This window comes from Nostoc cf. commune SO-36 (assembly GCF_023734775.1).
Taxonomy (GTDB): Bacteria; Cyanobacteriota; Cyanobacteriia; order Cyanobacteriales; family Nostocaceae; genus Nostoc; species Nostoc commune_A.
Map to the genome: position 1 here is coordinate 5,442,119 of NZ_AP025732.1, position 21,187 is coordinate 5,463,305.

At 41.3% G+C, this 21,187-nt stretch carries 20 protein-coding genes; 11 read left to right on the forward strand and 9 right to left on the reverse strand.

Going from position 1 to position 21,187, the window contains the following annotated elements:
• Nucleotides 1-183: 183 nt before the first annotated feature.
• Complete coding sequence (gene nagA, locus ANSO36C_RS24640; protein ID WP_251956658.1) at nucleotides 184-1,347, reverse strand: N-acetylglucosamine-6-phosphate deacetylase; 1,164 nt, start codon at nucleotides 1,345-1,347, stop codon at nucleotides 184-186.
• 138 nt (nucleotides 1,348-1,485) lie between these two features.
• Here nagA and purE point away from each other — a divergent pair, with 138 nt between their 5' ends.
• Nucleotides 1,486-2,004: a 5-(carboxyamino)imidazole ribonucleotide mutase gene (purE, locus tag ANSO36C_RS24645; RefSeq protein WP_251956659.1), complete on the forward strand. Its 519-nt coding sequence runs from the start codon at nucleotides 1,486-1,488 to the stop codon at nucleotides 2,002-2,004.
• A gap of 15 nt (nucleotides 2,005-2,019) precedes the next feature.
• On the opposite strand, the gene ANSO36C_RS24650 is transcribed toward purE, so the two are convergent.
• Nucleotides 2,020-2,238 (reverse strand): hypothetical protein, encoded by a 219-nt coding sequence (locus ANSO36C_RS24650; protein ID WP_251956660.1) that lies wholly within the window; start codon nucleotides 2,236-2,238, stop codon nucleotides 2,020-2,022.
• 268 nt (nucleotides 2,239-2,506) lie between these two features.
• Here ANSO36C_RS24650 and ANSO36C_RS24655 point away from each other — a divergent pair, with 268 nt between their 5' ends.
• Entirely contained in the window at nucleotides 2,507-3,286 is a 780-nt protein-coding gene (locus tag ANSO36C_RS24655; RefSeq protein WP_251956661.1) for a class II glutamine amidotransferase, read from the forward strand.
• A gap of 229 nt (nucleotides 3,287-3,515) precedes the next feature.
• Here the strand turns inward: ANSO36C_RS24655 and ANSO36C_RS24660 are convergent, their stop codons facing one another.
• From ANSO36C_RS24660 to ANSO36C_RS24670, 3 genes are all read right to left on the reverse strand, one after another.
• On the reverse strand, nucleotides 3,516-4,358 hold the full coding sequence (locus ANSO36C_RS24660) for a DNA adenine methylase (RefSeq protein ID WP_251956662.1): 843 nt from the start codon (nucleotides 4,356-4,358) through the stop codon (nucleotides 3,516-3,518).
• Nucleotides 4,351-5,211 carry a HaeIII family restriction endonuclease gene (locus tag ANSO36C_RS24665; protein WP_251956663.1) on the reverse strand — a complete coding sequence of 287 codons (861 nt, stop codon included), beginning with the start codon at nucleotides 5,209-5,211 and terminating at the stop codon, nucleotides 4,351-4,353. The genes ANSO36C_RS24660 and ANSO36C_RS24665 overlap by 8 nt, the downstream gene beginning before the upstream one ends.
• A 208-nt stretch (nucleotides 5,212-5,419) precedes the next feature.
• Nucleotides 5,420-5,611, reverse strand: coding sequence for a hypothetical protein (locus tag ANSO36C_RS24670; protein ID WP_251956664.1), 192 nt, complete (start codon nucleotides 5,609-5,611; stop codon nucleotides 5,420-5,422).
• A 178-nt stretch (nucleotides 5,612-5,789) separates the two neighbouring features.
• Here ANSO36C_RS24670 and ANSO36C_RS24675 point away from each other — a divergent pair, with 178 nt between their 5' ends.
• The 4 genes from ANSO36C_RS24675 (at nucleotide 5,790) to ANSO36C_RS24690 (ending at nucleotide 9,240) form a co-directional block, all read left to right on the forward strand.
• Nucleotides 5,790-6,962 carry a sulfate ABC transporter substrate-binding protein gene (locus ANSO36C_RS24675; RefSeq protein ID WP_251956665.1) on the forward strand — a complete coding sequence of 391 codons (1,173 nt, stop codon included), beginning with the start codon at nucleotides 5,790-5,792 and terminating at the stop codon, nucleotides 6,960-6,962.
• A 137-nt stretch (nucleotides 6,963-7,099) separates the two neighbouring features.
• Nucleotides 7,100-7,960, forward strand: coding sequence for a sulfate ABC transporter permease subunit CysT (cysT, locus tag ANSO36C_RS24680; protein ID WP_410174631.1), 861 nt, complete (start codon nucleotides 7,100-7,102; stop codon nucleotides 7,958-7,960).
• Complete coding sequence (gene cysW, locus ANSO36C_RS24685) at nucleotides 7,947-8,822, forward strand: sulfate ABC transporter permease subunit CysW (RefSeq protein ID WP_251956666.1); 876 nt, start codon at nucleotides 7,947-7,949, stop codon at nucleotides 8,820-8,822. The genes cysT and cysW overlap by 14 nt, the downstream gene beginning before the upstream one ends.
• Nucleotides 8,823-8,973: 151 nt before the next feature.
• Nucleotides 8,974-9,240, forward strand: coding sequence for an NIL domain-containing protein (locus tag ANSO36C_RS24690; RefSeq protein ID WP_251956667.1), 267 nt, complete (start codon nucleotides 8,974-8,976; stop codon nucleotides 9,238-9,240).
• A 152-nt stretch (nucleotides 9,241-9,392) separates the two neighbouring features.
• Here the strand turns inward: ANSO36C_RS24690 and ANSO36C_RS24695 are convergent, their stop codons facing one another.
• Together ANSO36C_RS24695 and ANSO36C_RS24700 are read right to left on the reverse strand one after the other, a co-directional pair.
• Nucleotides 9,393-10,127: a type I restriction enzyme HsdR N-terminal domain-containing protein gene (locus ANSO36C_RS24695; RefSeq protein WP_251956668.1), complete on the reverse strand. Its 735-nt coding sequence runs from the start codon at nucleotides 10,125-10,127 to the stop codon at nucleotides 9,393-9,395.
• A 102-nt stretch (nucleotides 10,128-10,229) separates the two neighbouring features.
• On the reverse strand, nucleotides 10,230-12,245 hold the full coding sequence (locus tag ANSO36C_RS24700) for a hypothetical protein (protein WP_251956669.1): 2,016 nt from the start codon (nucleotides 12,243-12,245) through the stop codon (nucleotides 10,230-10,232).
• Between the two features lie 315 nt (nucleotides 12,246-12,560).
• On the opposite strand from ANSO36C_RS24700, the gene ANSO36C_RS24705 reads away from it, so the two are divergent.
• Together ANSO36C_RS24705 and ANSO36C_RS24710 are read left to right on the forward strand one after the other, a co-directional pair.
• Complete coding sequence (locus ANSO36C_RS24705; RefSeq protein ID WP_323374498.1) at nucleotides 12,561-12,890, forward strand: NIL domain-containing protein; 330 nt, start codon at nucleotides 12,561-12,563, stop codon at nucleotides 12,888-12,890.
• Between the two features lie 22 nt (nucleotides 12,891-12,912).
• The gene (locus ANSO36C_RS24710) at nucleotides 12,913-13,251 is read left to right on the forward strand and encodes an NIL domain-containing protein (protein ID WP_251956670.1); all 339 of its coding nucleotides are present in this window, start codon (nucleotides 12,913-12,915) and stop codon (nucleotides 13,249-13,251) included.
• Nucleotides 13,252-13,257: 6 nt separating this feature from the next.
• Here ANSO36C_RS24710 and ANSO36C_RS24715 read toward each other — a convergent pair whose 3' ends face one another.
• Nucleotides 13,258-13,848 (reverse strand): Crp/Fnr family transcriptional regulator, encoded by a 591-nt coding sequence (locus ANSO36C_RS24715; RefSeq protein ID WP_251956671.1) that lies wholly within the window; start codon nucleotides 13,846-13,848, stop codon nucleotides 13,258-13,260.
• 268 nt (nucleotides 13,849-14,116) lie between these two features.
• A complete protein-coding gene (gene cysE / locus ANSO36C_RS24720) occupies nucleotides 14,117-14,842 on the reverse strand; it encodes a serine O-acetyltransferase (RefSeq protein ID WP_251956672.1) in 726 nt (241 codons plus the stop codon).
• A gap of 214 nt (nucleotides 14,843-15,056) precedes the next feature.
• Between cysE and ANSO36C_RS24725 the strand changes: the two genes are divergently transcribed.
• The 3 genes from ANSO36C_RS24725 (at nucleotide 15,057) to ANSO36C_RS24735 (ending at nucleotide 21,102) form a co-directional block, all read left to right on the forward strand.
• Nucleotides 15,057-15,539, forward strand: coding sequence for an RrF2 family transcriptional regulator (locus ANSO36C_RS24725; RefSeq protein ID WP_251960433.1), 483 nt, complete (start codon nucleotides 15,057-15,059; stop codon nucleotides 15,537-15,539).
• An 18-nt stretch (nucleotides 15,540-15,557) separates the two neighbouring features.
• Nucleotides 15,558-16,520, forward strand: a complete 963-nt coding sequence (gene cysK, locus ANSO36C_RS24730; RefSeq protein WP_251956673.1) for a cysteine synthase A — start codon at nucleotides 15,558-15,560, stop codon at nucleotides 16,518-16,520.
• Between the two features lie 307 nt (nucleotides 16,521-16,827).
• Nucleotides 16,828-21,102, forward strand: a complete 4,275-nt coding sequence (locus tag ANSO36C_RS24735; protein WP_251956674.1) for a DUF4347 domain-containing protein — start codon at nucleotides 16,828-16,830, stop codon at nucleotides 21,100-21,102.
• Nucleotides 21,103-21,187: the final 85 nt, after the last annotated feature.

The following is a 21,187-nucleotide window of genomic DNA, read 5'->3' on the forward strand; positions in this document are numbered from 1 at the left end:
AACTGTATTATTCTATATTTATCTTTAAAATTTGTTTCTGCTTGATGATTTTGGTGAAAAATAATGCCAGCAACGATGAAATTAGCGAAAATCCTAGTAAAGAACTAAGCAAATTTTAAATTTATCATTGGTTTTGATGCAGCAATCAAGCTCAAAAATATAGATTTTAACTTGAGGTGAAATTTAGCTCAATAATCGCTGCCAAGTTAGTTGTTGTGTCGCTTCGTCCCAATGCCAGCGTAATAAATTAGCGGGTTGATTTTTAGCAATTCCCGGTAAACCTATCGCTTGTCTAGGTGCATTGGTAGCTAATAAAATGGCAGTCTCTACGTCACAAATCCCCCACTTTACCAAATTCTGCACTCCCACTAATAGGGGTAAAGTCGTCCCCGATAAAGTACCGTCAGCGAGTCGTGCCGTACCGTCTTTAACTTCAATTTGTCGGCTGTCCCAAGGATACACGCCATCGGGTAGCCCCAGTGGTGAAAGGGCATCGCTGACTAGAAAAAGACCTTTTTCTTGATAACAGGCACGAAGTAAAATTTGCAGCATCGTGGGCGAAACGTGTTCACCATCAGCAATAAAACCACACATCACATCAGGATGGGTAATTGCTGCCCCTAATAATCCTGGTTCGCGGTGATGTAATGGTGGCATGGCGTTGAAAGCATGAGTTACCATCGTTGCACCAAGTTTAAAAGCAAGTTGCGCTTGGGCAACAGTTGCCTGAGAATGCCCTAAACTAACGGTAATGCCCAAAGAACGCAAATATGGAATTACTTCGCCAGTGGGATCTAACTCCGGCGCTAAGGTGATGACTTTGACGATCGCAGCATAGTCACCCAAAACTCGCTTTACCTCGTCAACTGTTAAGGGTAACAAGTACTCTGCTGGATGCGCGCCGCGCTTTTCGTAATTTAAAAATGGCCCTTCTAGATGCACTCCGAGAATCTTAGCACCTACTTGTTGACTGGAAATAACCTCAGCAATAACAGCAAGCGATCGCTGAATCTTTTCTACTGAAGTTGTCACAAGTGTCGGTAAAAATCCATCTACCCCGGCATCCCACAAAAATTGTGAGATTTTTGGGAGTATATAAGCATTTTCAGCTGTCAAATCAGGAAATGCCAAACCCAACGCACCGTTAATTTGTAAATCAACGCCGCCTAGAGAAATCAAGTCACCTTTTACATTTAGTAGGGATACACATCCGTGTATTCTTACCGTACCCATTGGCAAGATTTGCTCAATTATGCCCTCTTGATTAACTAAGAGCATCTGCAAATCTTTGTAACCAGGCACTCTAGCATTGATAATATCTACAGGATTTTGTGTTGCTTGGATCATCACACTGGCTAGGGAATAATTAAACCTGACCCGATTTTAGATGGAACAATCGGCAATTAATCCAAAATCATTCTACGGCTCGACTGAGCGCTAGCCGAACGTCTGAACACTTACGACAAGTCCAAAATCCAAAATTATATGGCTCCTTTAGTTGGTATTATCATGGGCAGCGATTCTGATTTGCCCACCATGAAAGACGCGATCGCAGTTTGTGAAGAATTTGGCGTTGAGAGCGAAGTGGCGATCGTTTCTGCTCATCGTACCCCAGAACGCATGGTGCAATATGCTCAACTTGCACACCAACGCGGTATTAAAGTAATTATTGCTGGCGCGGGTGGTGCTGCCCATCTGCCGGGAATGGTAGCATCTTTAACTCCGCTTCCTGTCATTGGTGTTCCTGTACCCACTCGTAACTTACAAGGTGTTGATTCTTTGTATTCTATTTTACAAATGCCTGGGGGTATTCCTGTGGCAACAGTGGCAATCGGTAATGCCAAAAATGCCGGTCTTTTAGCAGTACAAATCCTCGCAACTCATCAACCAGAATTGTTAGAAAAAGTGCAGCAATATCGCAAAACTTTATGTGAATCAGTAATTGCAAAGCAAGCAAAACTAGAAGAATTAGGCTATGAGCAATATTTACAGCAAATGCCTTGAGTAATTCGTAATTAGTTAAGGCATTTGCTTGTTAGGCGACACCATTTGCTTGTCAGGCGACACCATTTGCTTGTTAGGCGACACCATTTGCTTGTTAAGCGACACCATTTGCTTGTTAAGCGACTCCATTTGCTTGTTGGGCGACTCTATTTGCTTGTTGAGCGACTCCATTTGCTTGTTGAGCGACTCCATTTGCTTGTTGAGCGACTCCATTTGCTTGTTAAGCGACTCCATTTGCTTGTTAGACGACTTCCAGAAATTAAATTATTCAATTTTGGGAGCGAAGACGATCATTAGATTCTTCCTCCCCTGCCTCCCCTGCGCCCCCTGCTTCCCCTGCTCACCAAAGCAATGGGTATTTTTTTTCTTGAAAGTCCCCAGGCGACTCCATTTGCTAGACAAACTTAACTGAAAAATTCTAAGATTGAAGCGATCGCTCCAGAATCAATGCAGCATTCTGAAGTATCTTGATCCTGAGACCTTAGTCAAAAATTGAGAGCTAATGTGCCAATTGCTCGGAATGAATTGCAATGTTCCAACGGATATTTGCTTTTCTTTTGAAGGGTTTTCTGCACGGGGAGGAAAAACGGATGACCATCGCGATGGTTGGGGCATTGCTTTCTTTGAAGGAAAGGGATGTCGAATGTTTTTAGATGCCCAACCTTCTGTTGCTTCTCCGGTAGCGGAGTTTGTGCGGAGTTATCCCATCCACTCAACCCATGTCATAGCCCATATCCGTAAAGCTACTCAGGGTGAAATTGCCCTACACAATTGCCATCCTTTCCGTAGAGAATTGTGGGGTCAATATTGGGTATTTGCCCACAATGGTAATTTGCCAGATTTTGATCCAGAAAATTTGGGCTTTTATCAAGCCGTAGGTGATACCGATAGTGAAAAGGCATTCTGTATGATGCTAGAAACACTGCGATCGCATTTTCCCCAGGGTAAGCCTGACATCAAGGAACTGTACTCTGTGCTGCAAGAAATTACTGCTGTAATTGCAAAACTGGGTATATTTAATTACTTATTATCAGATGGAGTCAACTTTTTTGCTTATTGCTCAACCAAACTCAGCTATATTGTCCGCCAAGCGCCCTTTGCGGCTGCCCATTTAATTGACCACGACATGACTGTAGATTTTCGGGAAGTGACTACAGAACGCGATCGCGTTGCTGTCATTGCTACCACACCTCTGACTGACAACGAAGTATGGACACAAATCCAACCAGGAGAATTACTAGTTTTTCAGGACGGTTTGCCCATAAAATATGCATTCACTTAATATCAAAGTTTGTTCATACTTTTGGCAAGTCTCTTATTAACTCAGCCCTGCTGAGTCGTTTTTCATGGTTTAGTCTAAACTCCAGTAATATGAGACAATTCGCGATCGCACCCTCAGCTTTCCTGAGATGGGGCGGCAGTCGGCAGGGGGTAAAGCAATTAATGCGTTTATTAAGAAATTGTCGAGCCAAAACCCCCACTAACTTAAATCACCACTAGTTCTAAACTTTTTACACAACTTCCATAATTGTAGGCAAAATGTATGATTCAACAGGATAGTTGGTAATGAACAGTTCCTTGCCTTTGTCTGCCTTCTGCTGTTTGTAGTTGTTCATCCCGTATTGCAACTCCCATTCATAAATGTAGGCAAAGGCAAAGTTACGCCGCACTTGTTCACAGTTATCGTAAGTGATCAACCATTTGTGTGAACACTCCGACATTAGTTTGGCAAAGCGAGAATGGTCAAAACAGGTATGCAAATCACCTCTCTTACCATAAAGCTTAGATTGAGTCTTGCTGAGATAAGGTGGATCTAGAAAGATAAATACATCTTCTCCCGGTTCAGCAAGTAGGGTGCTGTAGTCGAAGTTACTCACACGGGTATTAACAAAGCAACCATCCAAAGCTGCTAATCGCTCAATCGAAGAGTCTGTAAACCGACCTTTGAAGGAAGCACTACTATAACCGCCACTCTCAATAGTTCCTGAAAAGCTGATCCGGTTAAGAACAAAAAACCGCACACCCCGCTCTAGTGGACTCATGGTACTAGTATCTGCGGCTGCGAGAGATTTAAACAAGGCACGTCCATCTGTGTAAGAGCGTTTTACTTTCCAGACCTCCTCAACTAACTCTCTTTGATTGGTTTTAACTTGATGCCAGAAGTAGTAGAGTTCAAGGTTTAGATCATTGACCCAGCAAGGCATACTGGGGTACTTCTGTAAAACATGAAAAAATACAGAACCACCGCCAACAAAAGGTTCACGGAATTCCTTAAATGTAGGAGGTAGATAGTGAGCAATTTGAGGAATTGCCTTTTGCTTTCCGCCGGGATAACGTAATGGACTTTTAAACATAAGGAATTATAGTAGCAGTAAGGGGATTTTTTAGTGCCTTAGTATCAAATTTCAAACTAGGAGAGTTTTTCAGTTGGCTTGATGCGGTATGTAAGCGCATAGAAATTTCCCATCCGTTGTCAAAACTCAAAAAAACATACTGTTTGTTAACCGTTGCTATCACGTTAGTAGGCATTTGGATTTCTGCAAACTGCTGAATATTCAGGGTTCGGGCGTGGGTATCAACAATAATTTTGTAGTAATTCACATTACCAACAAGGTATTGAAATAACTTGGTGGCGTAAGTGTCAGTATGGCTATTGATAAATTGGCTAACCAAATTACAGACTGGAGTATACAAATGCTGTTCAATCAAAGCTGGCGGTAGTTCTGCAAAAAGCTTTGCCTGTCCAATATGTTGCATGAACTCCTGTGTGATTGCTCGGTATTGTTGTTTAAACTGCTGCATCTGTAGGTCATTTTTAGCGAAACCGCAGTGAACTGGAGTTGTCCCAGGACGTTGGTGCCTGAGTGCGGTATGGTTATGTTTGAGTGACAGATTAACTGTCCATGCTTTTGAAGTTAAACAAATATCAGTAACATCATTCTGATTCTGATCTGGTAGTCGATCTATCGTGATTGATGGTTGCTTGGACAACTGAAATTGAGGATTCAACCACAGTAGCAGCAGCGCATTAGCCGCTAGTCTTAATTCATTTAAGAGTAATGAATTTAATTCTGTTAACTTGCTGGCATCTCTAAGTTGAGCATTGTTAGCTCTAACTGTTAGGCTGACCCCTGGGTGAGTTATAATTATTACTTCCGTTATCAGGTACTCTAATACACAACCATGCAGGTTTGAACGGGGTGTCATATTTGTAGAACATTATGTTGTTCCACAGAGTAACCGATGACCTGTCAAAGTAATGTGATTTGAAAGCATCGTAAAATTATGCAAAAGCAGACGCAGAAATTATGTAAGTTTTATTACTTTCCCTGCTGGGCTTCTGCGTGATACAGCCTGTTTATGGTTGCAGAACGCCCTCATGTTTGCAGGTATGCTCCTCAGCAAGCGCATAAATTTACGCATCAAAATCAATTGGCTGACCGTTAAAATGCTTGTGAATGCTTTCGGGAGTCAACCAACCAGGTATTGTCACCTTTTTATCTACTTCTGCATCACCCTCTGAATTATTTAAACCGTTAATCGTTGCCACCTTTAAAGGTGTCTTACCGTCTGCTGTTTTGCGGTCAATTTGAATCTGACTTTTCACGGGATGTGGAAAGTCAGGTATTGTAATTGTTCACAAAACTGCTAAAATCACCATATTCTTGATAAAGAATATGACCTTTGTTGGTGTTTGTAACTAGATACACGGAATCATCGAGTATGATAAACACTATATAACTGTATTCCCATCAATTATTTGTAGATTTAGTGGAGGAAATAGAATGAGTTTGTGGCAACGCTCACTGAAAAGATTACAAGGGATGTCTTACGACAAGCTGCGTCGCGTCTACGCTGAACGTAGAACGTATCGGTTCAGACTAAATTCGCTCAAAGGCTTTGTATCACTCTTTTTAGTAGGGAGTGTATTGAGTGTGGCGCTTGCTGCCTGCTCTGGTGGAAGTGCGAGTAATTCTTCCTCTGAAACCCCTGCTGCCAGTCCTGTGGCTGCAACCAAGGATAATGTTGAACTAACCCTGGTTTCCTTTGCTGTCACTAAAGCGGCTCATGAAGCAATTATCCCTAAATTTGTAGAACAGTGGAAGAAAGATCATAACCAAACCGTCGTCTTCAAGCAAAGCTATGGCGGTTCCGGTTCCCAAACTCGCGCCGTTATCGATGGTTTGGAAGCAGATATTGTCCACCTAGCACTAGCTGGAGACACCCAAAAGATTGAGAAGGCTGGATTGATTCAACCAGGATGGGAGAAAGAAGTTCCCAACAATGGTATTGTCTCCAAATCTGTAGCGGCGTTAATAACTCGCTCTGGTAATCCTAAAGGCATTAAGACCTGGGAAGATTTGGCGACAGGCAATGTAAAAATGATTACTGCTGATCCGAAAACGTCAGGCATCGCTCGCTGGAATTTCTTGGCACTTTGGAACTCTGTAATTAAAACCGGTGGTGATGAAGCTAAAGCTACAGAATTTGTCACCAAGGTTTACAATAATGTGCCAATCTTGACTAAAGATGCACGGGAAGCCACTGATGCATTTGCCAAGCAGGGCCAAGGGGATGTCTTGATTAACTACGAAAACGAAGTTATTCTGGCACAACAAAAAGGCGAAAAAGTTGACTATATCGTTCCCGATGTGAACATATCTATCGACAACCCGATCGCAGTGGTAGATAAAAATGTCGATAAACACGGCAACCGCGAAGTTGCTGAAGGATTTGTCAAATTCCTTTATACTCCAGAAGCACAGGAAGAGTTTGTAAAATTAGGATTCAGACCTGCAAATGAGGAAGTAGCCCAAACTAAAGCTGCTACAGATAAATTTCCCAAGGTGAAAACTTTGGGTACAGTTTCAGACTTTGGCGGTTGGGAAGCAATTGATCAGAAGTTCTTCGCAGATGGGGCTGTATTTGACAAGATTCAAGCCCAAAAGAGACGGTAACTAAATAATTCGTAATTCGTAATTCGTAATTCGTAGTTCGTATGTGGGCAAGTCCTATAGGAATTACGGATTAACAATTATGAATACTGACAAAAATTTCTTTTGAATTGTAAATTTTGAATTCGGAGCGAAGCTACGTGACAACTGTATCTCCTTCTTTGGAAGTTGAACGCAAAACGCCGTTCTGGAAGAGATTGGGGCGGGTTCCCTGGACTTGGCGAATCACTATAGGATACCTGACGGTGATGTTATTTATCCCCATCATTGCCATGTTCCTGAAAGCAAGTACAGAACCTCCAGCAAGATTTTGGGCGATCGCAACTAGTGATATTGCATTAGCAACATACAACGTAACTTTTGTTACGGCAATATTTGCTGCCTTACTCAATGGCGTATTTGGAACTCTAATTGCTTGGGTTCTAGTTCGCTACGACTTTCCCTTCAAGCGCTTAATTGACGCCACAGTAGATTTACCCTTTGCACTGCCAACTTCCGTAGCAGGGTTAACCTTGGCAACAGTTTACAGTGATAATGGGTGGTTAGGTTCTTTACTAGCACCATTGGGAATTAAAGTAGCTTTTACCCGCACGGGAGTAGCGGTGGCAATGATATTTATCTCACTACCTTTTATCGTGAGAACTGTGCAACCCGTGCTTCAAGAAATGGAACGTGAAATTGAAGAAGCCTCTTGGTGTCTGGGTGCTTCTCAATGGCAGACCTTTTGGAAAGTGATTTTGCCACCTTTATTTCCGACAATTTTAACTGGTGTTGCCTTGGGTTTCTCTCGTGCAGTTGGAGAGTATGGATCAACTGTGATTATCTCTTCCAATACCCCCTATCAAGATTTAATCGCACCTGTATTGATTTTCCAGCGCTTAGAGCAATATGACTATTCTGGTGCAACAGTAATTGGCATAGTTTTACTATCAATTTCGTTGGTATTGTTGTTGGCAATTAATTTCTTACAAGCATGGGCAAGGCGATATGACACTAGATAAGCCAAGTTTTCACTCATCTGCATCTGATACACATACAGCCAAGCCGCAAGAACAGAAGAGTTGGGTTCCAATAGTTTTAATTGGGATAGCGATCGCCTATTTAGCCCTAGTTCAATACATCCCTGCAATCAACGTTTTTTTCCAAGCCTTCAGCAAAGGAGTTGGGCCATTTCTGTCCAACCTGACACGAGCAGATTTTCTCAGTGCAGTTTGGTTGACATTTTTGCTGGCTTTGATTTCTCTGCCTGTGAATACTGTATTTGGTCTATGTGCAGCTTGGGCGATCGCTCGTCATAAATTTCCTGGACGCGCCGTAGTTTTAAGCATTATTGACCTGCCCTTCTCGATTTCGCCCGTAGTTGCAGGATTGATGCTTGTGCTACTTTACGGTCGCACTGGGTGGTTTGGCCCTTGGCTCCAAGCACATGATATCAAAATAATCTTTGCCTTTCCAGGTATGCTGCTGGCTACAGCTTTCGTGAGTATGCCCTTTGTGGCGCGGGAAGTCATTCCCATTTTGGAAGAATTTGGCAAGGATCAAGAAGAAGCTGCTAGAACTTTAGGTGCGAAAGATTGGCAGATATTTTGGCGCGTCACCCTGCCTAGTATCCGTTGGGGCTTACTCTACGGTTTAATTTTGACCAATGCTAGAGCAATGGGTGAATTCGGCGCGGTTTCGGTAGTATCTGGCAACATTGCAGACCAAACCCAGAGTTTACCACTGTTTGTAGAAGACGCTTACAAACAATATGAAACCGAAGCTGCCTTCTCTGCGGCTGTACTGTTAGCGTTGCTAGCAGTAGTAACCTTGGTGCTAAAAGAGATTCTGGAACGGAAAACCAGCATTAAAGATGTTGAATAGAAAAATCAAAGGCTTATTAGTTATCCTTTGAATTAAGATACAAGCAAATCATGGGACATGGTACGATCTACTTAGTACCTATCAGGAAATTACCGTTAGGGTTAAGAGTAGTTCTGTACCAATCCCGATTAGGGATTGAAATAATTCAGATATGGCTACTGATAATACACTTACCAACAAACGAATTCGATTAAGAATTCCCAAAGATTATCACCAGGAACCTGTAATTTCTCGCCTGGTATCTGACTATGGACTGACTGTGAATATCACCGCAGCGATTTTGGGAGCCAATGCTGTCGGTGATGGTTGGTTTGACCTGGAATTACAAGGAACAGATGCACAAATTCAGAGCGGGTTAAGTTATCTCCGCGACTTGGAATTGGAAGTCTGGGATGACACTAAAGCAACTGATTGGTAAAGGTTATAGCAATACATAATAGGGGCATACAGATAGCTGCATGTCCTCATACCTAATATTAACCTCTCTCTAAATCTCTCTCCTAAAAAGAGAGAGACTTTGAATTTCCCCTCTTCCCGCGTCGGGAAGGGGATTAGGGGTTAGGTTTTTCTTTAATAAACGATAGAAATTAGTTTTTCAAAATCTTGTGAATCAAAACTTGGCTGTTTTTCGGAGTTTTTACCACACACATCATAGTAAACTTTATTCCCTTGCATATTGAATAAATATCCTGCTATTTCGGATTTTTGCTGTTTAACTTTAAAAACTACCGTATTAGTTGTATATTTACCATATTTACTAATAAGATAAGCAAAACTATCAAAATTTCCGTTTTGAGCTTTTTCAAATTCTAATAAATCATCATGAGCATTATTGCTTTTTAAAATTAATGTCTGTATGTCTCTAATGCTTTTGAGATGATTAACTTCAAACCGATCATCTTTTCTACTAAAGGCGATAATCTCATGATAGTTATACAAAATACCCATATCACAACAAGAATTTTTTAGATATCTTTGAATCTGATTATAATGGTTTTTTAAATTCACATCTTCTCGTTTTACTTCCACAATTATTAAAGGAGACTGATGTGGTCTGAAATTATCATTTTTTTGATTTTTATATATTTCTATATCATGATTATTAGCCTCAACTGCGATATTAATAATATCTGGGAATAGCCCACTTTCTTTAATAATAAAATGAATAAATATTTGTCTAACTAACTCCTCTGGCCTTCCTTTAATTGGAATTTGTATTCCCCTAATTAAACATTTTGTATATTCTTGATAATCTTTTTGATATCTGCTGAGTTTTGTAGTTATTTCTCGTTTTAAATCAGTCATATATCTTTTAATAACAATTAATGATGGATAAAATAGCTTTAGGGACACAATTATATTGCGCCCTAAACTGTGTATTAAACGTGCAATTCACAAATCAATTGTCTATTGATGCCCAGAAAAGCCTAGTATTTTGGTAATTAATTCTTTCCAATGATATTCAGCTTTACTTTTTAAGAAGGTATTTAAGTTCGTCTCTTTTTCAAGTTCTCGTTTAAATATCAGACATACATTATCGACAAATTTTTCCCCCTTCTTCTTTTCCTTACCTTTCTCAGCAATTAGAGCTTTCCAAAATTCAGAATCTTCGCTTCTAGGCAATAGTTTTCTCCTAACTTCTTCTTCAACTTCTATTCCAACTTCATATATAAATTCGTCATATAATGCATAAAACTCTTTGACTAATTCAGGGATAAATGTTTTTAAAGATTCATTCGCAGATGTAAGCTCAATCAGGATATTTTCTAATTCCTGTTTTACTTCTTTGGTAAATTTTCTCAGCATTTTATTTTCATCTATTCCCTCGGCAACAACCCTCGCGTCGTAATATATATCTATATCTCTTGCCTCATAGTAACCAAAATTTCTATGGATAGCGTGTTTCGTATTCCATGCCGGATATTCTGTGCGATAGTATTTATTAACATATTCATCAATAAAACCTTCATAAACAAAACCAGGTAATCTTTTACTTAAATCCTGTAAATCCTTTATCTTCTTAATGGCATTTTCAATTGCCTTGATTTCTGATTCCGTTAAAGCATTACCATTTCTAATTTTCGCAGAGCTTTCTTTGATAGCCTTAAGTTCATCTAATAAAATATTTTCCCTACGTTTTACTACACCCACTATAGCTTCGATAAATTCATTTTTATCTGCCTGTACATCTTCTTGATCGCAGTCCTCATGTAGCTTAACTATATCATCACGATAGTACCTCAAGGAATCAAAGAACAAGATATTGTCTGTGAAAAAATCTAAATTCAAATTTTTGAATGTAGCTTGAACTTCTTCTTGTCTAATTTTAATTCCTAAATCTCTATCTTCATTAGATCCATGCACTTTTTCAGGCTCATTTTTGTGAGGTAATACCAAAGTCACAAATCTATGATGAAAGTCTTTGGATTTAGATGTAAGATGATAACCTATTAATTTCCTAATATTAGCTTCAGGAGCATCAGTAAAGGGAGTTACAAAAAGACAGATGGCATCCTGACTCTCAATATATTTTTGTAAATCTTTACGAATTGGGTTCTCATCAAGTCCTTTGGTATCAACAACTGAATCAAACTGAGACAAGTTTGAACCAGATAAAATATCATCGCTCAGATAAAGATATATTTTCCTTGGAATAGCAAACTCCTTTAACTGAACATTATTGATGACAGCAAAGGTATTTTTTATCCATTCTTGCTCATTATTATGGTTGTCAAACTCAATTTTAGTAGTAGTTCTAAATTCGAGATTTGCATTATTTAATGCAGCTTTTTTAAGTAATTCTACTCCTGATTTATCAAGTAATTCCTTTGCTTGATCAGTTATTAAAATATTCTTTTTATCACCATCATGAACTGTTTTAGAAGTTATTTTAAGTTCTGTAACATTCCTAATAGCTCTCTCGATTTCTGTAGAAATGATTATTTTCTCGTCTGACTGAGGATTGTCTTTATTGGCAATAGAATCGCAGAAATCAAAAATAATATTTTCCATTTCATCAACTGTATAAGGATCTATCTCTATGTAAGTTTTTTCAGAAGCTTTAATAATTACTTCACATATAGTAGTTCTGCCCGCTCCCGTTGAGAGTAACTCTTTAGTTTCGGTTACATTTTTAGTTTTGCCATGAATTGTCTTGGAAACCTTGAAGTCACTTATTAAGTTAAAAATATGACAGATGGCTGTAGTTTTTCCTTTCCCGATAGTACCTATAAAAACAATTTTATATTTATCTATACTAAGAATTTTCTCGATTTCTTCTAATCTTTCTAGCTTTGAATTCAGATTATTGATGCAAATATACTTAGGTATATTATTCTCTGGAACACCTGATAGTTTACTGATTTCACGTCTTAAATTTTGCTTCAATGATGTAATTTCTTCTAGCGGCTGTGTCGTCAACATACTGTTTTCCTTATCTTGATGCTACCTAATTGATATCTGACTTTTCCTGTCATGTAAGCCCATAAAAACCTAACCCCCTAACCCCCTAACCCCCTTCCCGATGCGGGAACGGGGAAAATTTAAAGTCTCTCCTTTTAGGAGAGAGAAATAGAAGTGAGGTTTTCTTGATACAGTGAAAAGTCAGACTTGATACTTGCAGTATGCCCACTATGAGATAAAATCTAACAAAATTCTTACAACATCACTTAAGTTGATTTCGGCAACCCTTTAATTACTTGGTAATGAGTATCGCTCTTCAGTTTTAATTCCAAGATAGTGAGTTTCAAAGATTCTGCATGGCTAAAACATCAATGGCAAGAACAATTCCAGCAATGGATTTCTCTAGGTCAAACCAGTCGATTGCGCTTACAACTGTGCGTCTTAAAATCTTATTACGAAGAACAAGTGATTTCCGAATTAGTTTCTCGTTATGGATTAACAGTCAATATTACCAGTGCAGTACTTCAACCCGATACCGAAGATGACGGCTGGTTTGACTTGGATTTGTGGGGGAGAACAAAGCAACTCTACTCTAGCCTGAGTTATTTAGAAAAACTGGGGCTACCAATTTGGCTGGATTTGTCTAGCGTTTATAGCGATTGCTAATTAATAAAATCATTACTAACCAATGGCAGCACTAAATAACCAAAAAATCAATTCCCAAACCAGATTATCACTGGTTTCTTCAGTCAAGGAAAAAAGCCAAGTCACTCAGATTCGTCTGCGAATATATATTCCCATAAGCTATCTGCAAGCGCCCGTGATTTCGCAGTTAATTTCTGCTTACGGCTTGGTAGTTAATATTATCAAAGCTATGTTACAACTAAATACAAATAAAGAAGGATACTTTGACATTGAACTTCGGAGAACAGTATCACAAATTTCCAGAGGTTTAGCTTACCTAGAATCCCTTAATCTAAGAATTGTCGGTAAGCCGAATACTGACGGCGATAGCTGGTTTTACTGAAATCATCTAAATTTCGTAGTACCAAATGTCTTCTTCTCGCAACACAATTCGATGCAGGGAGAGACGATCAATCAAGCCCTCTTGCTCAAATTGCCCAAGAACACGAGTGATGGTAACACGAGTTGAACCCAGCATTTCTGCCAAGTCTTCGTGAGTCAAACGCATATCTATTAAACGTCCCTTCTCAACTTCCGAACCAAACTTTTTGGATAACCATGCCAGCAACTTGATAAGCATAGTATCCACTTTTTTATGGCTACGAATAACCATCAATTCTTGAGCCTGTTGGATATGGTTAAGTAGAGTTTCTGTTAGTTGAGTCCATTCCTCTAGAGGTAAGATCGTTGCCTCTACTTTAGTTAGGCATTCCATTTGATAAGGATCTAATTTTGACAAAGCCTTACCAACAACATCTCCAGGCCCCCACAATCCCAGAGCGACAGTTGTACCATCTTCCAGATAGGTAAAAGTCCTGACAAAACCCGTTTCAATTTTCCAAAGTCCGTTTTGATGCTCTGGTAGAAATGACCTACGGGCAAAAACTTCTTTGGTAATATTACTTGTTGAGCTAGATAAGCTTGTGTACAAAGACACCATATTTTATAAGTCTGTTTTCCGATAAATTAACCGTAGTATTATATTTATATCAGGTTCTAAGAGGCTATGAATATTTTAAAGAGGGAAGTGGGGAGTTTGGAGTTAGGGAGATGAGGGAGACAAGAAGAATAAGCTAATCGGTATTGAAGTTGCACAAAGGTAGGGCTGGGCTGAAGCCCTTACTACAAGCGAATCATTCTGGAAATAATGAATGACAATTAGCTTAACCAATGCCCAATGCCCCATGCCCAATGCCCAATGCCCAAAATTAAATTCCCGCACCATCAAGAAAATCTTCAATCATCCCATCAGAATTTTTGCTCTTAGGGTTTTCGGTTGGTTCCTCGCCAAGCTCCGTTGGGGACAAAGTAGATTGTTCTAACTGCTCAAACTGTTTCTCTAGAGCCTTGACACGTTCAAATAAAGCGCGGATGACTTCAGCTTCTACGTCGCGGACTTTATCATGATCCAAAACATTGGTAGCCGAGTTGTTCTGACGAGTCACGCGCCCTGGAATCCCCACTACAGTAGTGTTACTGGGGACATCTCGTAGAACCACAGAACCGGCTCCAATACGGACGCGATCGCCAATTTGAATATTCCCCAATACCTTTGCACCCGCTCCCACAACTACATGAGAACCTAAAGTTGGATGGCGTTTGCCGCTTTCTTTTCCAGTCCCGCCAAGGGTGACACCCTGATAAATCAAGGCATGATCGCCCACGATCGCAGTCTCGCCAATCACAACTCCCATCCCGTGGTCTATAAACACTCCTTGGCCAATTAATGCCCCAGGATGGATTTCAATTCCGGTCAAAAACCGACTAATATGAGAGATAAACCTAGGTATGAACGGAATTCCAATTTTATACAGCCAGTGCGCTAATCGATGAAACACTAGAGCTTGGAGTCCAGGGTAACAAAACAATACTTCTAGCCAGTTACGAGCTGCTGGGTCACGCTCAAAAATGGTTCGCAAATCAGTTAGTAGCATACTCTATTAGGGTTTTCGTTGGTAAGTGAGGCTCTGAAAACAGAAACTCAGGATAATTCCCATAAAAAAATCAGGTTATTCATGGAAATTGTGTAGGATAATAATCTACGGTAAATCGATAGAAGATAGTGTTTTTGTTGGTAGTAAGATGGGATGCTATCACATTCCACACTTGGAAAAAATTAATTTCGCATAAACTGCGATAAATCTCTCAATTCACCGTAGTATATTGAGTACGGCCTTGAATAGCCCAAACTACGCTCTCTTGGATCTGTCTTCCAAAGTGGAATACGCCCTGCTGGCGCTTTTAGAATTAGCAAGCCACCACGGCAAAAAACTTCCTATAACCATGAGCGAGATTACTGCCAAGCAACCCATACCTGAGCGCTATCTGGAACAAATTTTGACCAACCTCCGGCGTGCTGGTGTGGTGCAGAGTCAACGCGGCTCTAAAGGAGGTTTCGTTTTAGCTCGTGAACCTTGGCAGATTACACTGCTCGAAATTATCACTTTGCTTGAAGGTGAGCGGAAAGAGAAAGATACCTCTGACTCTCCGACTCTAGAAAAGACTCTGATTTATGAAGTTTGGGAGCAAGCTAACGCTGCCTCAATTGAAGTTTTGGGTCGTTATACACTCCAAGATTTGTGCGAGGAAAGAGAAACTCGTGCCCAGAAAAGCCCGATGTATTATATTTAGTCACGAGGGAGTACCCACATGCGGATAGCGAAAGATATCACAGAGTTAATCGGTCGAACTCCTTTAGTTCAATTAAACAAGATTCCCCAAGCTTCAGGAGCGGTTGCTCGGATTGTGGTGAAGCTAGAAAGCATGAATCCAGCATCTTCTGTGAAAGACCGGATTGGCGCGAGTATGGTAGAAGCGGCAGAAGAAGCAGGCTTGATTCACCCTGGAAAAACAGTTTTAGTAGAGCCGACTTCGGGAAATACAGGAATTGCGCTGGCGATGGTGGCAGCCGCCAAGGGTTATCATCTAATTCTAACGATGCCTGACACAATGAGCCATGAAAGACGATCAATGCTCAAAGCTTATGGCGCTCAACTAGAGTTAACGCCGGGGGTAGAAGGGATGCGAGGAGCGATCGCTCATGCAGAGCAGATTGTAGCTAAAACGCCCAATGCTTATATGTTGCAGCAGTTCCGCAACCCTGCTAACCCGAAAGTTCATGCTGAAACCACAGCCGAAGAAATCTGGGATGATACCGATGGAGAGGTAGATATTCTGGTGGCGGGAGTGGGTACTGGTGGGACGATTACCGGAGTTGCCGAAGTTATTAAAAAACGGAAGCCGAGTTTCCAAGCGATCGCAGTTGAACCAAGCAGCAGCCCAGTATTAGCAGGTGGTAAATCAGGGCCTCACAAAATCCAGGGTATCGGTGCGGGATTTGTCCCAGCAATTTACCGTCCAGAAGTGGTAGATGAGGTGATTCAGGTAGCAGATGAACAAGCGATCGCTTACAGCCGTCGCCTAGCAAAAGAAGAAGGATTGCTATCGGGGATTTCTACTGGCGCTGCTTTATATGCGGCTATTCAAGTGGCACAAAGACCAGAAAATGCAGGTCGCCTAATCGTGATGATACAGCCTAGCTTCGGCGAACGCTACCTTAGTACTTCATTGTTCAAAGACCCAGAAGAAAATGAGTGGTTGAGTAAAGTTTGATATTATTGCTTGCATAATTTTACGCAGACTCTCCAAATTTTTCTGGTGCGATCGCATCGGGCAATTTTTGCGTAAGTTTAAATACTTTTCTGTCTTTGCAAAGAGTACCAATTTGCTTAATTGTACTAAATTAGTAAAATTACATGCTTTTATGACTTTACAAAAACAGCAATTTGCTTGATGATAACAAAGGAAATTAATACTCAAAAGTAATTGATTATTAATGTTAACAAGTGTGTGAAAGCTTCCTAATGACAATGCTTCAGTCAGTTTGAGTTTCCCTCATAACCTTAGCTTGAAGTAAAAAATGTTAACTTTACATACTCCATACTCCCCATTAAATTCCGTAATTACCACCTTATATAGACATAACTTAGTCTTCATTGACACGGCAGTTGAAGACTATCAGAATTTAATTAACGGTGTTATCCCCAACACCGAAGTATTCGTTATTGACCCGACACAGAACGGTGTTGAGCAAATTACGGAGATTTTGGCAACTCGCTCTGGCCAAAATCTTAGCAGCATTCATATTGTTTGCCACGGTGTCCCCGGTAGCTTGCAACTGGGCAACACTCACTTGGGACTTGATACCCTCGAATACCATAGCCAGCAACTGCAACAATGGCAGAAGATATTTTCCACCTCATCCAAAACCCCTAAATCATTAGTTACATCTACTACAACATCTGTAGCTAACTTACTCATCTATGGTTGCAACGTAGCTTCTGGTGATGTGGGGGCAGAATTTATTGCCAAACTGCACCAACTTACAGGAGCAAATATTGCTGCTTCGGGTAAGTTGATAGGCAATGCGGCATTAGGAGGTAATTGGGAACTGGAAGTACGCACTACCCAGATGGAAGTGACTCTAGCGTTTGCAGAAACGACGCGACAGGCTTACGCGGGATTACTGGCGACCTTTACAGTGAATAATACCGGGGACGCAGATGACGGTAATGCGAACAACGGTATCACGACACTCCGCGAAGCAATAAACTTAGCGAATGCGACTGCTGGGGATGATGTCATTAACTTTGGAGGAGTGTTCACAGATACCACCCCAGATGTCATCACCCTCACCTCTGGGCAACTAACGATTACTGATGATTTGACTCTCTTCGGCACTGGGGCATCGAAGCTTACCGTGAGTGGGAATAACGCTTCCAGCGTGTTCGAGATATCGGGAATAGGGAGAGATGTCAGTATTGATGGTTTAAAAATTGCTAATGCTAATGATAGCGGTATTTTGATTAATACTAATACCCTCCTTAGCCTGACCAATAGTAATGTCTCTGGCAATACGGCAACCTCTAGCGGTGGCGGTATCAATAACAAAGGCACCCTTAAGCTTACCAATAGTAATGTCTCTGGCAATACGGCAACCTCTAGCGGCGGCGGTATAAATAACACAGGCATCCTCAGCCTAACTGAAAGCAGCGTCTCTGAGAATACGGCAACTTCCAAAGGTGGTGGCATTTATAGCGAAGGCATCCTCAGCCTAACTAAAAGCAGCGTTTCTGACAATACGGCAACTTCTATAGGTGGTGGCATTTATAGCGATGGCGACTTAAAGCTTACCAATAGCGCTATCTCTAACAATACCTCGATTTATGGTGCAGGCATTTATAACGGAGGAGATGAAATTCCTTTTAACTACGGTACGGCTGCCCTAACTAATAGCACTGTCTCTGGCAATCAGGCATTAGAGGATGGCGGTGGTATTTATAACCTCACAAGAGTTAGTCTCATCAACAGCACGATTACCAATAACACTGGTGACTCAAACGGTGATGGTGTTGGTAACGGTGGTGGCGTTTTCAGTAGTGAGTCTGATATATACAACGCGCCACTCGCCGTTGTCGGGAACACCATTATTGCAGGCAACTTTGACAAATCTACCTCCGGCGATATCAACTCCGACGTGTCCGGCAGCAGTTTCACAGATTTGGGCAATAACCTGATTGGTAATCAGACTGGTAGCACAAGTTTTACTACCAGCACCTTAGTAGGGACTAACGCCAGCCCCATTGACCCAAAACTCGGCCCTCTGCAAAATAACGGTGGTTCAACCTTAACTTATAGCTTACTTGCAGATAGTCCCGCCATTAACGCAGGCAATAATTCCTTAGTTGCAACTACTGTCACCACCGACCAAAGAGGTAATGGATTTAACCGAATTTTTAACGGTACAGTTGATATTGGTGCTTATGAAGTCCAGTCTCCCATCACCCCGCTACCTGTTAACACTGACACAGTGGTGACTAATACCAACGATTCAGGCGCAGGGTCGTTGCGGCAGGCGCTTTTAAATGCCAATGCCACTGCTGGGGCGGATACGATTACCTTTGCAGGCAGCGTGTTCACTGATGTCACCCCAGATATCATCACCCTTACCTCCGGACAACTGACAATTACTGATGATGTAACGATTGTGGGAACTGGAGCATCTCAGCTGACCATTAGCGGCAATAATGCCTTCAGTGTATTCGAGATTACAGAAGCAGGGACAGATGTCAGCATTGATGGCTTGAAGATTACCAATGCTAATGATGTCATATACGGGAGTATTTTCCTCAATAGCAATACTAGCCTCAACTTAACTAATAGCACTGTGTCCGACAATCAGGGAGCAGTAGGAGGCATTTTTAACAGAGGCAACCTCAGCTTGACCAACACCACTGTCTCAAGCAATCGGGGGTCATCATTAGGCGGCGGTGTATTTAACACAGGCACTTTTACCCTGACTAACAGCACTGTCTCTGATAATAGGGCATACATCTACAGATCCTTCAGTGCCTACGGAGGCGGCATATTTAACACAGGCATCCTCAAGATAACAGGAAGCACTATCTCTAATAATAGCGCTTATGCCAATGGTATCGAGTACCGCGCTCCTAACCCCTACCCTTCCTATGGTGGTGGTATTTATAACTCCGGCACTGTCGATATAACGGGAAGCACTCTCTCTAACAATACAGCAGGGGAGGGCGGTGGTGTCTTTAATGATGGTACTTTTAGCCTGATTAACAGTACTGTCTCTGATAATAATGTATCTTCAAGGGGCGGTGGCATCTATAACAACAACGGCACTCTCACCCTAACTAACGACACTATTACCAATAACAAGGCAAGAGGTTTCTACGATATTGAAGCTGAAAATGGGGGCGTTTTCAATAAATCTAATGGCACTATTATTGTTGGAAACACTATCATTGCAGACAATTTGGTGTATGGTTTTTCCACTGGCGACGTTGAAGGCAACTTCACCGACCTTGGCAATAACCTGATTGGCGACAATACAGATAGCACTGGTTTTACTACTAGCACCCTCGTCGGCACTAGCGCCAACCCAATAGATCCTAAACTCAGCCCCCTGCAAAATAACGGCGGTGCAACCTTTACTAATGCCTTAATTGGGGATAGTCCTGCCATTGACGCAGGTAATAATGCCCTAATTCTAGCAGGTATTACAACTGATCAACGGGGTGATGGATTTGACAGAATATCTCAGGGTACAGTTGACATTGGTGCATTAGAGTTTAACGGGGTAAATGGAACCAATGGCGCTGATAATCTAGTGGGCAATATGTATGGTGACATAATTAACGCTCAAGCCGGGAATGATACTATCACAGGTAATCAAAGCAACGATATTTTAACTGGTGGCGCTGGCAGAGATAAATTTGTTTACAATTTAGGCGACGGTGTTGATACCATTACCGATTTCGGTGGGTTAGGTAAAGGCTCAAATCCCTCGGCAGAAGTCATTGGCGAATTGGATACCCTGCAATTTGAAAGTGCTGGATTAACAGCCCGAAATCTGCAACTCACTCAGAATGTTAACAATCTAGAAATCACCTTTGAAGGAGTGGTTGATGATAAAGTTATCCTGCAAAACTTTGCTCTAGAAAACCTAGACAACCTCTCTACTGTAGGTAATGTCCTGTTTGATGGACAAACCAGCATTAGTGACAGCTTTGATGTCTTTAATGCCAACTCCACCCAAAGCAGCATTTTCAACAAAAACACAGTTACCTTTCTCAATGGCCTCAACAATAATGTCAATGGCTTTGACAACTCAGCTGATGTGATTAATGGTCAAGAGGGTGATGACCGCATTAACGGCAAGAGTGGGAATGACCTGCTACGAGGTGGTACAGGAAACGATACACTCATTGGTGGTGCTGGCGATGATATCTTTGTTGGCGGTGCAGGTAGCGATAGTCTTATCGGTGGTGCAGGTAATGACATTCTTGTTAGTGATACAGGTTACGATACCGATATCCTGACTGGCGGTAGCGGTCATGACCAGTTCGTCTACAAAACCCCTTTTAGTGGTGATACCATCACTGACTTTAATCAGAGCGAGGATAAGTTAGTCCTCACTGACCTCTTAAAAAGTCTAGGCTACAGTGGCAGCAATCCCATCGGTGATGGTTACATACAGTTTGTGCAATCGGGTACTTCTACAGAAGTTAATTCTATTCTCTCTAGTAGTGGTTCCTTTTATTACACATTGGCAACTTTGAGTAATTTTACGGCTACCAATCTGATAGTTGGCACTAATGTTATTGTCTAGCGCTCAGATTTAGCATAGTATGCCGGAAATACACTTTTGCTGGAGATCATAACTAGGGACTCCAGTAAAAAAATATCCCATCATA

What these genes read in the sequence shown, in the direction of transcription:
- nagA (WP_251956658.1), bottom strand. Translation starts at nt 1,347, where the DNA reads ATGATCCAAGCAACACAAAATCCTGTAGATATTATCAATGCTAGAGTG.
- purE (WP_251956659.1), top strand. Translation starts at nt 1,486, where the DNA reads ATGGCTCCTTTAGTTGGTATTATCATGGGCAGCGATTCTGATTTGCCC.
- ANSO36C_RS24650 (WP_251956660.1), bottom strand. Translation starts at nt 2,238, where the DNA reads ATGGAGTCGCTTAACAAGCAAATGGAGTCGCTCAACAAGCAAATGGAG.
- ANSO36C_RS24655 (WP_251956661.1), top strand. Translation starts at nt 2,507, where the DNA reads ATGTGCCAATTGCTCGGAATGAATTGCAATGTTCCAACGGATATTTGC.
- ANSO36C_RS24660 (WP_251956662.1), bottom strand. Translation starts at nt 4,358, where the DNA reads ATGTTTAAAAGTCCATTACGTTATCCCGGCGGAAAGCAAAAGGCAATT.
- ANSO36C_RS24665 (WP_251956663.1), bottom strand. Translation starts at nt 5,211, where the DNA reads ATGACACCCCGTTCAAACCTGCATGGTTGTGTATTAGAGTACCTGATA.
- ANSO36C_RS24675 (WP_251956665.1), top strand. Translation starts at nt 5,790, where the DNA reads ATGAGTTTGTGGCAACGCTCACTGAAAAGATTACAAGGGATGTCTTAC.
- cysW (WP_251956666.1), top strand. Translation starts at nt 7,947, where the DNA reads ATGACACTAGATAAGCCAAGTTTTCACTCATCTGCATCTGATACACAT.
- ANSO36C_RS24690 (WP_251956667.1), top strand. Translation starts at nt 8,974, where the DNA reads ATGGCTACTGATAATACACTTACCAACAAACGAATTCGATTAAGAATT.
- ANSO36C_RS24695 (WP_251956668.1), bottom strand. Translation starts at nt 10,127, where the DNA reads ATGACTGATTTAAAACGAGAAATAACTACAAAACTCAGCAGATATCAA.
- ANSO36C_RS24700 (WP_251956669.1), bottom strand. Translation starts at nt 12,245, where the DNA reads ATGTTGACGACACAGCCGCTAGAAGAAATTACATCATTGAAGCAAAAT.
- ANSO36C_RS24710 (WP_251956670.1), top strand. Translation starts at nt 12,913, where the DNA reads ATGGCAGCACTAAATAACCAAAAAATCAATTCCCAAACCAGATTATCA.
- ANSO36C_RS24715 (WP_251956671.1), bottom strand. Translation starts at nt 13,848, where the DNA reads ATGGTGTCTTTGTACACAAGCTTATCTAGCTCAACAAGTAATATTACC.
- cysE (WP_251956672.1), bottom strand. Translation starts at nt 14,842, where the DNA reads ATGCTACTAACTGATTTGCGAACCATTTTTGAGCGTGACCCAGCAGCT.
- cysK (WP_251956673.1), top strand. Translation starts at nt 15,558, where the DNA reads ATGCGGATAGCGAAAGATATCACAGAGTTAATCGGTCGAACTCCTTTA.
- ANSO36C_RS24735 (WP_251956674.1), top strand. Translation starts at nt 16,828, where the DNA reads ATGTTAACTTTACATACTCCATACTCCCCATTAAATTCCGTAATTACC.